General features: G+C 41.0%; 15 protein-coding genes and 1 pseudogene. All 16 read right to left on the bottom strand.

All coding sequences use genetic code 11. From position 1 onward, the window contains the following. Nucleotides 1–5: 5 nt before the first annotated feature. Entirely contained in the window at nucleotides 6–716 is a 711-nt protein-coding gene (locus ACSSWA_RS00565) for a flagellar hook-basal body protein (RefSeq protein ID WP_437354657.1), read from the bottom strand. A 12-nt stretch (nucleotides 717–728) separates the two neighbouring features. Then, nucleotides 729–1,316, bottom strand: a complete 588-nt coding sequence (locus tag ACSSWA_RS00570; RefSeq protein WP_437354658.1) for a hypothetical protein — start codon at nucleotides 1,314–1,316, stop codon at nucleotides 729–731. Next, entirely contained in the window at nucleotides 1,313–2,623 is a 1,311-nt protein-coding gene (locus tag ACSSWA_RS00575; protein ID WP_437354659.1) for a sensor histidine kinase, read from the bottom strand. Before ACSSWA_RS00575 ends, ACSSWA_RS00570 begins: the two co-directional genes overlap by 4 nt. Next, on the bottom strand, nucleotides 2,620–3,501 hold the full coding sequence (locus tag ACSSWA_RS00580) for an HDOD domain-containing protein (protein ID WP_437354660.1): 882 nt from the start codon (nucleotides 3,499–3,501) through the stop codon (nucleotides 2,620–2,622). The genes ACSSWA_RS00575 and ACSSWA_RS00580 overlap by 4 nt, the downstream gene beginning before the upstream one ends. 5 nt (nucleotides 3,502–3,506) lie before the next feature. Next, nucleotides 3,507–4,379, bottom strand: a complete 873-nt coding sequence (locus ACSSWA_RS00585) for an HDOD domain-containing protein (RefSeq protein WP_422880538.1) — start codon at nucleotides 4,377–4,379, stop codon at nucleotides 3,507–3,509. Continuing rightward, a complete protein-coding gene (locus ACSSWA_RS00590; RefSeq protein ID WP_437354661.1) occupies nucleotides 4,372–5,007 on the bottom strand; it encodes a sigma-70 family RNA polymerase sigma factor in 636 nt (211 codons plus the stop codon). Before ACSSWA_RS00590 ends, ACSSWA_RS00585 begins: the two co-directional genes overlap by 8 nt. After that, nucleotides 5,000–5,230 carry a hypothetical protein gene (locus ACSSWA_RS00595; RefSeq protein WP_422880540.1) on the bottom strand — a complete coding sequence of 77 codons (231 nt, stop codon included), beginning with the start codon at nucleotides 5,228–5,230 and terminating at the stop codon, nucleotides 5,000–5,002. Before ACSSWA_RS00595 ends, ACSSWA_RS00590 begins: the two co-directional genes overlap by 8 nt. A 70-nt stretch (nucleotides 5,231–5,300) precedes the next feature. Next, nucleotides 5,301–6,161, bottom strand: coding sequence for an AAA family ATPase (locus ACSSWA_RS00600; RefSeq protein WP_437354662.1), 861 nt, complete (start codon nucleotides 6,159–6,161; stop codon nucleotides 5,301–5,303). Beyond that, nucleotides 6,161–7,258: a flagellar biosynthesis protein FlhF gene (gene flhF / locus ACSSWA_RS00605; protein ID WP_437354663.1), complete on the bottom strand. Its 1,098-nt coding sequence runs from the start codon at nucleotides 7,256–7,258 to the stop codon at nucleotides 6,161–6,163. Before flhF ends, ACSSWA_RS00600 begins: the two co-directional genes overlap by 1 nt. Further along, entirely contained in the window at nucleotides 7,248–9,311 is a 2,064-nt protein-coding gene (flhA, locus tag ACSSWA_RS00610) for a flagellar biosynthesis protein FlhA (RefSeq protein WP_437354664.1), read from the bottom strand. Before flhA ends, flhF begins: the two co-directional genes overlap by 11 nt. A gap of 1 nt (nucleotide 9,312) precedes the next feature. Further along, nucleotides 9,313–10,398, bottom strand: coding sequence for a flagellar biosynthesis protein FlhB (flhB, locus tag ACSSWA_RS00615; protein ID WP_437354665.1), 1,086 nt, complete (start codon nucleotides 10,396–10,398; stop codon nucleotides 9,313–9,315). A 3-nt stretch (nucleotides 10,399–10,401) separates the two neighbouring features. Then, nucleotides 10,402–11,199, bottom strand: a complete 798-nt coding sequence (locus ACSSWA_RS00620; RefSeq protein WP_437354666.1) for a flagellar biosynthetic protein FliR — start codon at nucleotides 11,197–11,199, stop codon at nucleotides 10,402–10,404. Next, nucleotides 11,196–11,462, bottom strand: coding sequence for a flagellar biosynthesis protein FliQ (fliQ, locus tag ACSSWA_RS00625; RefSeq protein ID WP_437354667.1), 267 nt, complete (start codon nucleotides 11,460–11,462; stop codon nucleotides 11,196–11,198). The genes ACSSWA_RS00620 and fliQ overlap by 4 nt, the downstream gene beginning before the upstream one ends. After that, complete coding sequence (fliP, locus tag ACSSWA_RS00630; protein ID WP_437354668.1) at nucleotides 11,462–12,217, bottom strand: flagellar type III secretion system pore protein FliP; 756 nt, start codon at nucleotides 12,215–12,217, stop codon at nucleotides 11,462–11,464. The genes fliQ and fliP overlap by 1 nt, the downstream gene beginning before the upstream one ends. Beyond that, nucleotides 12,214–12,561: a flagellar biosynthetic protein FliO gene (locus ACSSWA_RS00635; protein ID WP_437354669.1), complete on the bottom strand. Its 348-nt coding sequence runs from the start codon at nucleotides 12,559–12,561 to the stop codon at nucleotides 12,214–12,216. The genes fliP and ACSSWA_RS00635 overlap by 4 nt, the downstream gene beginning before the upstream one ends. Continuing rightward, nucleotides 12,561–12,836 (bottom strand): annotated as a pseudogene (fliN, locus tag ACSSWA_RS00640) (flagellar motor switch protein FliN); the annotation flags it as partial. The gene ACSSWA_RS00635 and the pseudogene fliN, both read right to left, overlap by 1 nt. Between the last annotated feature and the right edge of the window lie 77 nt (nucleotides 12,837–12,913).

Consider the following 12,913-nt stretch of genomic DNA (forward strand, 5'->3'; position numbering starts at 1 on the left):
CTCGTTTATATTTTGCCAATTTGATTCGCGTGATCAAGCGATTGATCAAGCGCATTAATTATTTTTTGCGAAGTTTCGTACGATTTATTCAAAGCAATCATCGCTTCCATTTCCAGAATCGGATTTGTATTCGATTCTTCCAGATATCCCTGAGCAAGTTTGAAATCGTCTTCACTCAATTCCTTAAACGGCTGATTCCCCAGCAAAAAATTCGAGGCGCCGATACGATTCAAACTCTCTGGAAATTCTACGTCAACTACGAGTATGGTGTCAATGAATTGATTTCCGACTCTGATTTCGCCGTTGTTGGAAATTTTAATTTCCGAGTCTTTATTTCTGATCAATTCGCCCATATAAATTTCGCCGCTTTTACCCTGAACCTTATTCCCCTGTCCGTCCACGAGATAGCCGTCGTCCGAAAGGCGGAATCTTCCGTCGCGGGTCAATTCGTACTGACCGTCGCTGTTTTTAATCATGAAAAATCCTCTGCCGGAAATTGCCACGTCGAGAGGATTGGATGTAAGCACGGTCTCGCCCTGCTGCATGCTCGTTAATTTTTTGAACTGCGCTTCTCCAGCCTCGTTAATGTATTCGGAAAAAGGTATTTCTCTTTTATATGCGGTGGTGTTTATATTGGCAATATTATTGGCTATAATGTCGATATTCTGCGACCTCTGAACCATTCCTCTTGCCACCGAATAGATGCCTTTAATCATTTCAACTACTCCTTAATTATGGAACTCGTAATATTTGAGCCGTGCGGCGAGCATCAATTCGCCCTGCGCCACTTTAAGTTCCTTTGCTTTCTTATTGATATTTTTGTCGTTCAACTTATTGATTACGGGATTGCTCAATAATTCTTTCCTGAATTTACTTCTTCTTATATCGGTTACAGGCTGTAATTTTTCTTCGCGCATCATGCCGATGTTAATTTTCAGCTTTTTCCTCGATTTTTGCTGCGCTTTAATGACGGCTCTGCGAATAAAGATCAGAACGAATAAAAACGCAGAGAAGGAAATCAACAGTTTTACGTTGAAAGGCAACTCTACAAACAATTGATAAACCGACTTTTTCTTTTTTATCACAACGGGCGTCTCGCTTTCATATTCGGGCGCGGTTTGTATAATTTCGGGTTCCTTTACTTCCTTCTTTTCGTTTTTAATTTTAGCCATAAGAATTTGCTGCGCTACGAGTTCTCTGACATCTACGGAATCTTCGACCGGAATTTCAAATTCCGACCGCACCGACAAGCTGTCGCTCTGCGAAAAAGCCGGCATTCCGTATAAAAGAATCAGTATAGCCAAAAGCGTTCTCATTTCGTTAACTTCCTCTTTAATGGGAACAACAAATGAATTGACGTGCCTTTAAGAGGCATTGAATCGTATTCGACTTTGCCGTCGCATTTTTTCATTAATTCGCCGACAATTTTTATAGTCAGGTTAGATATATAATCGTTCGATTCTCCGAAATCTTCCCAGTAATCCGTAACAAAGACGGAGAGAACTATAACTTCGTTTATATACTTTGTCTGGATAACAATGCCGCTGCCTCGATTCGATTTCTTCTTAATCATCGAAAAGATATTAGTAAGGATTTGTTTAATCTCCTTCGAATTTCCGAGCACCGGCGGAATATTGTCTTCCAGATCGAGCTCGCATTCGAGTTCCAGACTCTTGAGAGTCGCCGTTACAACGCCGTAAAATTCTTTGACAAGGTTATTAAGATCGCACGGCAGATTCTGCTTTCCGCCGTTTTGATTTACTTCGTTGAACTTGAAGAGCTTTTGCGACAGACCGCTCAGCCTGTCGACTCGTTCCCTTATTTTTTCGAATATTTCGGTATCCACGCCTGTATTGAGACTTTCGATATAATCGACATTGCTGAGAATAACCTGCAGCGAATTGAGCATATCGTGTATTATGCCTTCGGCAAATTCTCCAACAGCATAAAGTTTGAAATCGTTATTCAGTTTCGATTCGTAAGTTTGTAAATCGTCGTACAGTTTGTTTATTTTATTTTTCTGTTGTATCGATATTATTTGAGGTATTACCGCGCTCAAAAGAATATAAATCGCCTGATTTTCGAGCGAATCCTCGGAAATCTTATAGGCAGGACCCAAAAGCGATACCACGCCTATCGGATTTTTCTGATAATAAACGGGAAAAATCGTTTGATATAATTTCGAACCTTCGCCGGTAATCGAACTCAGATCGGGAATGAGCGTCGGCTTCTGCGTCTCGAAAATCCAGTCCAGTATGCCGTTTTTGAATGCCTTGTTCACCAGATTATTCTGGAGCGCGGAAGATTTCGAACTGACCGATTTCAAGACCGTTCGCGAGTCGTCGAACATGAACAAATCGACTTCTTTTGAAGAAATTATCATTTTGACGTGATGGCTGAACAGAAAGTGGATATCGTCGATATTTTTAAGACCCGCAAATTTTTTCTGAAAAGTATATAACGACTGGACGATGTAATTATACTTTTCGAACAGATTATTTCTCGAACGATGAGTTTCGATATTAATCAGTTGAAAATCCCCGGAGGAATTTCCTTTCGTATAGTACTGAAGCGATTTCGAAAACGATTCGAACCGCGCGGTATTGTCTTTAATTACTCTCAAAGCAGGTTCCTCAGTGAATCTATTTGTGATGAAATTGGTTCTCTGTAGCTTTCGATAAATTCTTCAATTTCATTTATATCCTTGAATTGCAGAATTGTAGCCGCTTCGGGACTGAGTTCAAGGTCGTTATCCCAATCGAATTTGCCGATATCGAGCTTTTGAGTCATGTAATCGCTCAGATGAATTATCGACGACAGAATTTTCGTATTCGTCGATTGATTAGGATTGTGATGGTATCTTACCATATCGCAGATATGCTCGGGAATATTCCAATTGCGCAGAAGGCTGTAACCGACCATTTGATGGTCCATACCGAGCTGCTGGTTTTCGGCTTCGGAGTATTTAGAACCTTTTTCCACGCTTTCTTTAATTTTAACGAAATCCGAATGCATATAGCGATGGATTACCGAAATGCCCAGATCGTGAAGAAGAGCGCCGATAAAGACGTCGTTGCTTTCACGAATGTTCATATCGTCGGCAATCTTTTTTGCGGTAGTGGCAGTTATATACGAATGGAGCCAGAAATCTTTCTGGTTCATGTATTCATCGCTTTTGTTTTTCATCGTTTCCATCAGCGAAAGCGCCATCACTATGTTTCTGATTTCGTTGAAACCCAGAATCATGATAGCATACTCGATGGACGAAACCCTTTTGGCAAGTCCGTAAAACGGCGAGTTGGCTATCGTTAAAATTTTGACCACTATACTCTGGTCTTTTGCAATAGCTTTAGCCAGTTTTTGGGGACTTGTATTCAGGTCTTTTAATAATTCAAGAACTTCAGAAAGAATTTTAGGCACCGGCGAGAGCGTAGTAACTCTTTTCAGTACCAGTTGTGTACGTTCCCTCTTTTGCGCCTGATCGAATACTATTGTGTTCATTGCTCTTATCTGTTTAGTGATTCAAAATGTTGATTAAATAAAGGTTGATAGCTTTCCATAAATTGTTCCAGATATTCCATATTTCCGAATTGAAGAATTTCGAGAATATTTTCGTCCAGGGGCATATTGTCGTCGCACATAAAAGCCCCGATTTCGAATTTCTGCGTCATATAGTCGGTCAAATGGACCAACGAAGTAAGAACAGGATTGTACTCAGACTCCGAGGGCGTATGATGATTTACAACCGCGTCGATTATATTCCTCGGGAAGTTCCATTTTTCCAGCAGGAATTCCGCTATATGACTATGCGTATATCCGAGCACTTTATTTTCCGCTTCCAGGAAACTTAAGCCCTGGTTTTCTACCAATTCCATTATCTGTTTGTAATCGTAATTCATATATTTATAAAGAATAACGAGCCCGAGATCGTGCAACAATCCGACGGTAAAAACTTCGCCCGATTTCGGATATCGTAAATCGTCGGCAATTCTTTTGGCGCCAGTAGCGGTCAGTATTGAATGACGCCAGTAGTCCTGGTGATTCCAATCCTTGGCGTTTCTTACTTTGAACGTATCGAGAAGCGAGAGAGCCAGAAGAATGTTTTTGATGTGATCGAAACCGATAATCACTACCGCAAATTCTATAGTGGATACTCTGCGGGGCAATCCGTAGAGAGGCGAATTTGCAACCGCCAAAATTTTCGCGGCAAGCGCCTGATCCCTCGATATAACCCTGCAAAGATCCGACGCGCTTGTCATTTCATTATCGAGCATATTGGAAACTTCTGCAATAACCTGCGGAACAGCCGGTATGTTGCCTATTCCCGAAAGCTGCTTCCGTATCTTTTCCTTGATTTCGGATGTTCCCTGTTCAACCATTTTTTTCAGTAAGTTTTTGTTTAAGTATTTTCATTATTTTGGAATGCAATTGAGATACGCGCGATACCGTAATATTGAGTACCTTTGCAATCTCCTGGTAATTGAGTTCTTCGTAATAATAGAGAGTAATAATCATCCGATCGCGGTCGCTCAATTGTTTTATCATTTCGACCAGTCTTTCTTTCATCTCGTTTTTTTCAAGAATCTGAAGAGGTTCGTCGCCGTCGTCAGCCATCATTTCATAGACCTGCATACCCTCTTCTTCGATATAATTGCTGTTGAGCGAAACCGTTCCGCTGCTTATCGTGGTAACCGGCTCGGGCTCGCCTATCATTTCATATTTATGGCTGTATTTACGTATTTCATCGTAAATTTTGCCGCGTATTCTTTGAATTGCGTATGTTTCGAACTTTGTCCCGTAATCCGGGTCAAAACGGTCGATGGCTTCGCTCAAGCCTTCGATTCCGAATTGGAAAAAATCTCTTCTGTCGAATAATTCGCTTTGATTAAGATTTGTCTTGTGGATTACATAATGGACAAGATTAATGTAATTGAGAATAATCTTCTTTTTTAATTCAGGCGAAGGATGCGCCTTAAAGGTTTCCCATAATTGTTCGTTTTTATTCATTACTGTCTTTTCCCGATGGTTCTTCTTTTATTTTTTCCAACGAATTACGATTGATGGCTTTTATTAAACTGATGGTGACGAAGCTTAACATTATCGTCAAAAGGAGAAATATCGAAAGGGAATTCAGTATTACCCGGGTGACGTCGAGTCCTTTTTGAACAAAATAAATTACGGAAAAGAAGAAAACGAGTAATCCGAATTGCATTATTATTTTGTTCATCATCTCTCCTATTCTTTTGAATAGAGAGATGCAAAGACTATACCATAAGAAAAACTTGATTTTTAGACTAAAATCAGGATTTTTGGTTAAATAGCTGGCTACTATTAGCCATCTGCGCAATATTCAGGAAGCGTCTAGCGAGGTCGTCTATCTGGAGGGCTGCCATCGAATTCGGATAGTGTTCAACCAGCAATTCCTGGTTGATTATAGATTTATATGCCGTTCTGTCGTGTCCGATTACGCCGAGCAGAACGATTTCTTTATCGAGAAAATGACGAACAGCCGTGCTCAAATTCTGGAACGCCAGTTCGCCTTCTTCTTTATCGTCCGCTTTATTGATAATTATAATGTTTTCGGGCATGTTCATGTAACGTTTATCGACGCTTTGCTCGGTAATCAGTTTTATCAGCACGTATGCGTCCATAATTGCCGTCGGTTCGGGCGAAGCCACGATTAAATTCAAATCCGACCGGCTGATTTGATACATCGTATTCGAGTCGGCTCCCGCTGCCGAGTCGATAAATACAAAGTCGTAATTTCGCGATGCTTTTTCGAGATGGATAAAGAAATATTCGATCAGATCGTTTGTAATTTTCGGAAAATTATTGCTGCCGGAATCCCCGAAAATCAAATGCAGATTATCGTTATATCTGCAAATCAGTTCGTCGAAAGTTGTTTTTTGATTGAAAAAATCGGACAGCGGTTCTCTTACGGTTTCATTTAAAAGCAAATGCAGGTTCGATAAATTAAAATCGAAATCGATTACAAGAACTTTTTTATTGAGCCGGGCAAGCTTATATGCCAAATTCAGGGAAACAAACGATTTGCCGGTTCCTCCTTTGCCGGAACATACCGAAACGATCAATGCCGTCTTCCCTTCCCTGTTGTTTTGCAGACGGCGTAATTCCAGAAGACGTTTTACTTGCTCGTTCATCAGTAGAGTTTCCCTTTGTAGATTACGTTTGCAAGATATTCCGGATTGACCGATAAAATATCGTCCGGTATAACCTGACCGTTTGTAAGGAACATAACGGGCAGGTTAAATTTATTCGTCAAATTGAATATATTGCCGTATGTTACAGCCTCGTCGGCTTTTGAAAAAATCACCGAATCGTAGTCGAGAACTTTGAATCTCTCCGCCACGTCGGACAATGTGCGCATGGAACTGGTGGCGCTAACTACCAATATTGTTTCGTCCACTTCAGCCGCGTCGAGATATTCTTTAATCTTATTCAAATTCTCCCTGTTCTTCTGACTTCTGCCTACAGTGTCGATGAAAATCAGGTCTTTATCTTTGAATTTTTTTATCAGTTTGGGCATATCTGACGGTTCGTACGCAACGCTCATTTCGATATCGCTTATTTCGGAGAATATTCGCAATTGATCTATCGCTCCCAATCGGTACGTATCTATCGAAATCAGTCCGACTTTGAGTTTATGAATAATCTTAGATATGACAGCCAGCTTGGCAATACAGGTGGTTTTACCGACGCCAGTCGGTCCTACCAGAGCCACTTTCGTATTGCGGTTCTTTTTTACTTTGAATTCTTTAGTGGGAATCATGGAAGCCATTCCCGCAATCAGGTAATTTTCCAGATTCGCTTCGCCGAGGAGACCGTCGTAATTTTTCAACTGGTCAATCAATTCTTTAGCCAGCTGACGATTAATTTCGAGATCGAGCAATTTTTCCAGATATTCGTCGAGTTGTGTTTTTGTGAGTTTACTTGTTTCGGCAACTGCATCTTCAACCGCAACTTTTTTATTTTCTTTGGCTTCGAATATTTTCTGAGTAAGCTTTGATAATTCAATGTCGATATCCGCTTTTTCATTTTCCTTCTCGTAGTCGAACGACTGGGTTTTCTTAACATCTTCGTCGACTCCCGCCGTAATTTCGAACATTTTCCTGAAGTTAAACCTTCTGTCGTTTTCAATTACCCTTGTACCAAGAATAATGGCATCGCCGCCGAGTTCGTTTTTCATTTGTTCTTTGGCTTCGCGTAATGTAGGCGCGACGAATTTTTTAATTTGCATTACCCACCTCTACTTTTCCGATAAATTCGATTTCCACGTTTGACGGCAATTCGCTGTATGAGAGCAATACAAGGTCCGGAAAACTTGAATTGACCAGACGGTAGAAATAAGGTCTGATTGCCGCCGAAGTTATAATGATTGGAGGATATCCCATATTGTTGAATTTTTCAACTTCCTGTTGAATTCTTATATTAAGCTCGCGCAATACTTCGGTTGAAAGACCGAGAGTTATCATACTGTCCTTTTGCGCCTGGAGCGATTTAGTAATCATCGTTTCCAGATTCTCTCCCAGAGCTGCAGCGTGTATTATTCCGTTCGAATCTTTATACAAATTGGCAATTGTATCTCCGATTGTGTGTCGCACATATTCCGTCAAAACGTCGATATTCTTGGTTGTTTTCGAATAATCGATCAAAGCTTCGAGAATCCTCACAAAATCCTTAATGGGAATTCCTTCCTTCAAAAGATTTTGCAGCACTTTTTGAATCATACCGAGATTAAGTATGTCCGGATTGATATCTTCCACTACAGCAGGATATTCTTTTTTCAGATTTTCTAGCAGTTGTTTTACTTCCTGACGGGAGAGAATTTTGTCGAAATTCCGTTTGAGCGATTCCTGCAAATGAGTTGCAAGCACGGAAATTGCATCTACGACTGTATAACCGAGCATTTCCGCTTTTTCCTTTTCTTCGTGCGTTATCCAGTAACTCGGCAGACCGAATGCCGGGTCGTTTGTTGGAATCCCCGATAATTCTTCTTCCGTAACTCCGGGATTCATTGCCAGATATCTGTCGGGATAGAGTTCAAAACTTGCGACTACGTTTCCTTTTATTTTTATTACATATTCATTCGGCGAAAGCTGCAGATTGTCTCTGACGCGAACCGGAGGAATCAAAACGCCGTATTCCAGGGCAATTACTTTCCTTGTTGAAGATATCTTCTGGAATAAATTTCCGCCCTGTTTTTCGTCGACCAAACTAATAAGTCCGTAGCCGATTTCAACTTCGATCGGGTCAACCTGAAGATATTGCTCGACCTTTTCTTCAGCGGGTTTGGTTTCTTCTTCATTCGGTTGCTCGCCTTCGGCTTCTTCAATTACGGCATCCGATGCGCTCCCTTTTCTGTTCATATAAGACGAAGTGCCAAGCACGCCGCTCAGAATCAAAAAAGGTATAGTGGGCATACCCGGAATAAAAGCAAATAAGAACACAGCTCCCGAGACCGTAGCGAGGACTCTCGGATTCGAGAATAACTGCGTTTTCATCTGGAAATCGAGCGCGGTGCCCGATGCGCTTCTGGTTACGACCAAACCTGCGGCGGTTGAAATCAACAGCGCGGGAATCTGGGAAACGAGACCGTCGCCGATTGTTAAAATCGTATAAGTTTGGACGGCGTCCTGAAACGACATTCCTTTTTGAGCTACTCCGATAATAAAACCGCCGACGATATTGATTGCGTTGATAATAAGTCCCGCAATAGCGTCGCCTTTTACGAATTTGCTTGCGCCGTCCATCGCGCCGTAAAATTCGGCTTCTCTTTCAATCTGAGCTCTTCTTTTTCTCGCTTCGGCTTCTGTTATCAAGCCCGTATTCAAATCCGCGTCGATAGCCATTTGCTTACCCGGCATGGCGTCCAACGTAAAACGCGCAGCGACTTCCGAAATTCTGCCGGAGCCTTTTACGATTACTATAAATTGGATGACGACAAGAATAATAAACACAATAAAACCGACTACATAATTCCCGCCTACCACAAACGATCCGAACGATTCTATCACCTGTCCTGCAAAACCGTCAATCAGTATCAAACGCGTAGACGAAATATTTAGAGCGAGACGATAGAGAGTAAGCACGAGCAAGAGACCCGGGAAGACCGATATGTCGAGCGGCGACTGAATATATAATGAAACAATCAAAACGAGAACTGCAAGCGTAATATTCATAGAGAGCAAAAAGTCGAGAAACGGCGCCGGTAATGGAATCAACATTAATCCGAGCATCAGTATCAAACCGAATGCAAGAACGATATCGCTATTTCTGCCAAACAGTTTCATATCAGATTATGCTCTTTTGTTTTTTGAGTTTTTTCATCTGATAAATATAAGCCAGAATTTGCGCTACGGCTTTGAACAGATTAGCCGGAATCTCATCTCCTATTTCGCACGTTTTATACAAAGCCCGGGCAAGTTCAACATCTTCGTACATCGGCACGTTATTTTCGGCTGCAATTTTTTTGATTTGCTGCGCTACAAGGTCCAATCCTTTAGCAACGACTTTGGGAGCGCTGTCCTTGCCCATTTCGTATTTGAGCGCTACGGCAACGTGAGTCGGGTTTGTAATAACCACATCGGCTTTGGGAACTTCGTGCATCATTCTTCGTCGAGCCGCCGATAACATTTCCTTCTTGATCCTGCCTTTGACTATCGGGTCGCCTTCCGTCTGCTTTAATTCCTCTTTAACTTCTTCCTTGGTCATCATCATGTCTTTTCTGAATTTATAGCGCTGAAATATATAATCGACGGCGGCAATCACAACGAAAAAGAGGACTATTTTCCAGATTAACGAGAACGAAGAATCGAGTATGAATTCAACCGTATCTTCGATGCTCAGGTCTATTAATTGTATGCTCTTTCTGATAAGCTCGGAAATTATGAAATAGGTAAAAATGCTGATTATAACAAGTTTCAGGAGCGATTTACCCAATTCGACAAATGAACGCGTCGAAAACAATATTCTTTTTATACCTTTAAAAGGATTGAATTTGTCGAGCGAAAACGAAATTGCTTCGGGCGTTATTCTGAATCCCACCTGCGATACATTACTGACTATCGAAGCTATGAATACGGCAATCAAAATCGGCATCATCAGCATCAGATAAAAAACTCCCCACCTTAATGCGTATGTCTGCAGCACAGTGTGGCTCATTTCTACCTGATTGAGTTTAGAAAAGATGTCCGTTGAAAATTCATAAAACTGTCCGCCGATGTAACTCTTAAATAAGAATACAATAATCAAACCGCTGCCGAAAATAGCGAGCGAATTAATTTCGCTGCTTTTGGCGACCTGTCCTTTCTGACGCGCGTCTTCGAGCTTCTTCCCGGTCGGTTGTTCAGTCTTTTCCTGTCCTTCGAAATTCGGCATTTTTTATTGTCCCATTGCTCTTATTAAATCGAGTAGTCTGTACTCGTAACCTTCAAGTAAATTTTTTAATACGTAAACGTAAAAAGGAATTAGCGATAATATCATGAATATGCCCAATAATGTTTTGAGCGGCTGAGTAATGTATATAATTTGCATGTTCGGAATTACCCGCGCTATTATGCTTTCCGCAAGATGCACAAGGAAAAACGATACGATAATGGGCGACGCTATTTTAATTGCAATTGTGAATACAAGAAACGAATATTTAATCAGTAAAGTATAAACCGGTTCGTTTATTACATATTTGCCCAGCGGCGCAACGCTAAACGAAGCTGCCAATCCGCTGATTAAATAATGATGCCCGTTAATTAAGATGAAAATCATTACCGCCGCATAGTATAAAAACTGACCGACGATATTCGTTTGAATTTCCTGAACGGGATTGAGCGCTTCTGCAAGCATGAGTCCCATATCGAATCCGATGTAGTGACCGGCATAAGATACAGCCCAGAAAATGAAATTCATTGCGAAACCAAGTATCATACCCGTTAACAATTCCCTCACCGAATATAAAGCCAATGTTATCAGTCCCGACTGATTTGTTAAATCGAGATTGATATTGACGTTTGATTTGTTAACTGTAAAGAAGACCATATATGCAATAACGATTGCCAGGAATATTCTGGCCAATACAGGAAACCCCTTGAATGAAAGAACCGGAGCGGTAAATATTAATCCGCCGATTCTCATAAACACTAAAATGAATAATATAAAATCCGTTATCAGAATATTCGTCGTCATATCACATTGAGAAACATTGTAAACATTTTATTTGTAAGCGAAATCATCTTATCGGCAATCCACGGCAGCAAAAAAATTATCACAAGCACCGTAACGATTAACTTTGGCACAAAAGTAAGAGTCATTTCCTGCAAAGACGTTGCAGCCTGGAATATCGAAATTAAAATACCGACTACTAACGACGCTCCCAGAACGGGCAGCAAAATAATAAAAGCCGTATAAAAAGCTTCTTTCAATACTTCTATAATCAATTCTTCCGACATTAATGAAAACTCCTAACAAGTGAACCGATAATCAAATTCCATCCGTCGACGAGTATGAAGAGCAATATCTTAAACGGCAGAGAAATCATCATCGGCGGCATCATCATCATACCCATCGACATTAAGATACTCGATATAATCATATCGACCATCAGGAAAGGAATGAAGAGGAAAAAGCCGATTATAAAACCGATTCTAAGTTCGCTCAGCACGAATGCCGGAATCAACACATAAGTAGGCACGTCGTTTCTGGTTTCGGGTCGGGGCAAATTGGAAAGTCCTACAAACAATTCCAGGTCTTCTTCCCTTGTATTTTTAAACATAAATTCTCTGATAGGTTCTATGCCTTTGTCGTAAGCTTCTTCAACCGTTATTTTGTTGTCCATCAGGGGCGACAGGGCTTCTTCGTTAACCCGGTTCCATGTTGGCGCCATAATAAAAAAGGTTATAAAAAGCGCAATTCCTGCCAGAAGTTGAGACGGAGGCATTTGCTGTGTGCCAAGCGCGCTTTTAAGAAAATGAAATACGATTATAATGCGCAAATACGCCGTTGTCATAATGACGATGGAAGGAGCAAGCGCCAGTATCGTCATCAACAATAAAATTTGCAGGGTTACGGAAACGTCTTCTCCGGAAGTTGCGGTTCCGATTCCGAGGTCAATTTTGGGAATCGGAATTGAAGGCGACTGAGATTGCGCATAAAGAGAGGTAAAACCGCTTAACAATATAATCCCGATTACAATCCACTTTTTCATCGCATTCCTAAATTCTGCTTCAGCAATTCATAAAAAGACTTTTTCTGATTAACGCCGTCTTGCGTTTCGTTATTGTCCGGCATGTCGATACTGTCGAATTCTTTTATTAAAGTAATGCCTGTTTCGCTTATTCCGAGCAGCATAATTTTATCTTCAACGCGCACAACGGAAAGATATTTTTTGGGCATAATAAGCTGGTTGCTCAGGACCTCTATTTTCAAAGGCATGCGTTTGCCGCCTTTCATCGAAAACGTATAACGTTTTACGAAATAGAGAGTTATGCCCAGAATTATTATTACAAGAATAAGCGGCAAAAAAGCCTGTGTAATATCGAAGGCTGACATTAATAGATATCCTTTATTCTTTGAGCCGGGTCGACCAACGATGTTATTCTTATGCCGAAATGTTTATCGATTACGACTACTTCGCCTTCGGCAATTTTTTTATTGTTAACGAAAACGTCCACCGGTTCGCTGGCTAATTTTTCCAGTTCGATTACGTAGCCTCTTTCGAGTTCGAGAATGTCTTTAATCTGCATTTGGGTTCTTCCCAATTCGATATAGACGTTCATCTGGAGGTCTTTCAAAAGATTCAGTTTTTCGTCGGCTCCTCCTAAAGTGCGGGTTGAGTCGTCGAATTCGTCGAACTGAGCCAGAGAAGCGGTAAAGTTATCTTCCGGGTTTTCCATGTTTTCCA

The sequence above is a fragment of the Melioribacter sp. Ez-97 genome (assembly GCF_051488665.1).
GTDB lineage: Bacteria > Bacteroidota > Ignavibacteria > Ignavibacteriales > Melioribacteraceae > Melioribacter.

Bases quoted from the DNA above. Each gene is read 5' to 3' on its own strand.
- fliQ (WP_437354667.1), bottom strand. From the start codon at position 11,462: ATGTCGGAAGAATTGATTATAGAAGTATTGAAAGAAGCTTTTTATACG.
- fliP (WP_437354668.1), bottom strand. From the start codon at position 12,217: ATGAAAAAGTGGATTGTAATCGGGATTATATTGTTAAGCGGTTTTACC.
- ACSSWA_RS00580 (WP_437354660.1), bottom strand. From the start codon at position 3,501: ATGAACACAATAGTATTCGATCAGGCGCAAAAGAGGGAACGTACACAA.
- ACSSWA_RS00595 (WP_422880540.1), bottom strand. From the start codon at position 5,230: ATGATGAACAAAATAATAATGCAATTCGGATTACTCGTTTTCTTCTTT.
- flhB (WP_437354665.1), bottom strand. From the start codon at position 10,398: ATGCCGAATTTCGAAGGACAGGAAAAGACTGAACAACCGACCGGGAAG.
- flhA (WP_437354664.1), bottom strand. From the start codon at position 9,311: ATGAAACTGTTTGGCAGAAATAGCGATATCGTTCTTGCATTCGGTTTG.
- flhF (WP_437354663.1), bottom strand. From the start codon at position 7,258: ATGCAAATTAAAAAATTCGTCGCGCCTACATTACGCGAAGCCAAAGAA.
- ACSSWA_RS00565 (WP_437354657.1), bottom strand. From the start codon at position 716: ATGATTAAAGGCATCTATTCGGTGGCAAGAGGAATGGTTCAGAGGTCG.
- ACSSWA_RS00590 (WP_437354661.1), bottom strand. From the start codon at position 5,007: ATGAATAAAAACGAACAATTATGGGAAACCTTTAAGGCGCATCCTTCG.
- ACSSWA_RS00585 (WP_422880538.1), bottom strand. From the start codon at position 4,379: ATGGTTGAACAGGGAACATCCGAAATCAAGGAAAAGATACGGAAGCAG.
- ACSSWA_RS00635 (WP_437354669.1), bottom strand. From the start codon at position 12,561: ATGTCAGCCTTCGATATTACACAGGCTTTTTTGCCGCTTATTCTTGTA.
- ACSSWA_RS00620 (WP_437354666.1), bottom strand. From the start codon at position 11,199: ATGACGACGAATATTCTGATAACGGATTTTATATTATTCATTTTAGTG.
- ACSSWA_RS00570 (WP_437354658.1), bottom strand. From the start codon at position 1,316: ATGAGAACGCTTTTGGCTATACTGATTCTTTTATACGGAATGCCGGCT.
- ACSSWA_RS00600 (WP_437354662.1), bottom strand. From the start codon at position 6,161: ATGAACGAGCAAGTAAAACGTCTTCTGGAATTACGCCGTCTGCAAAAC.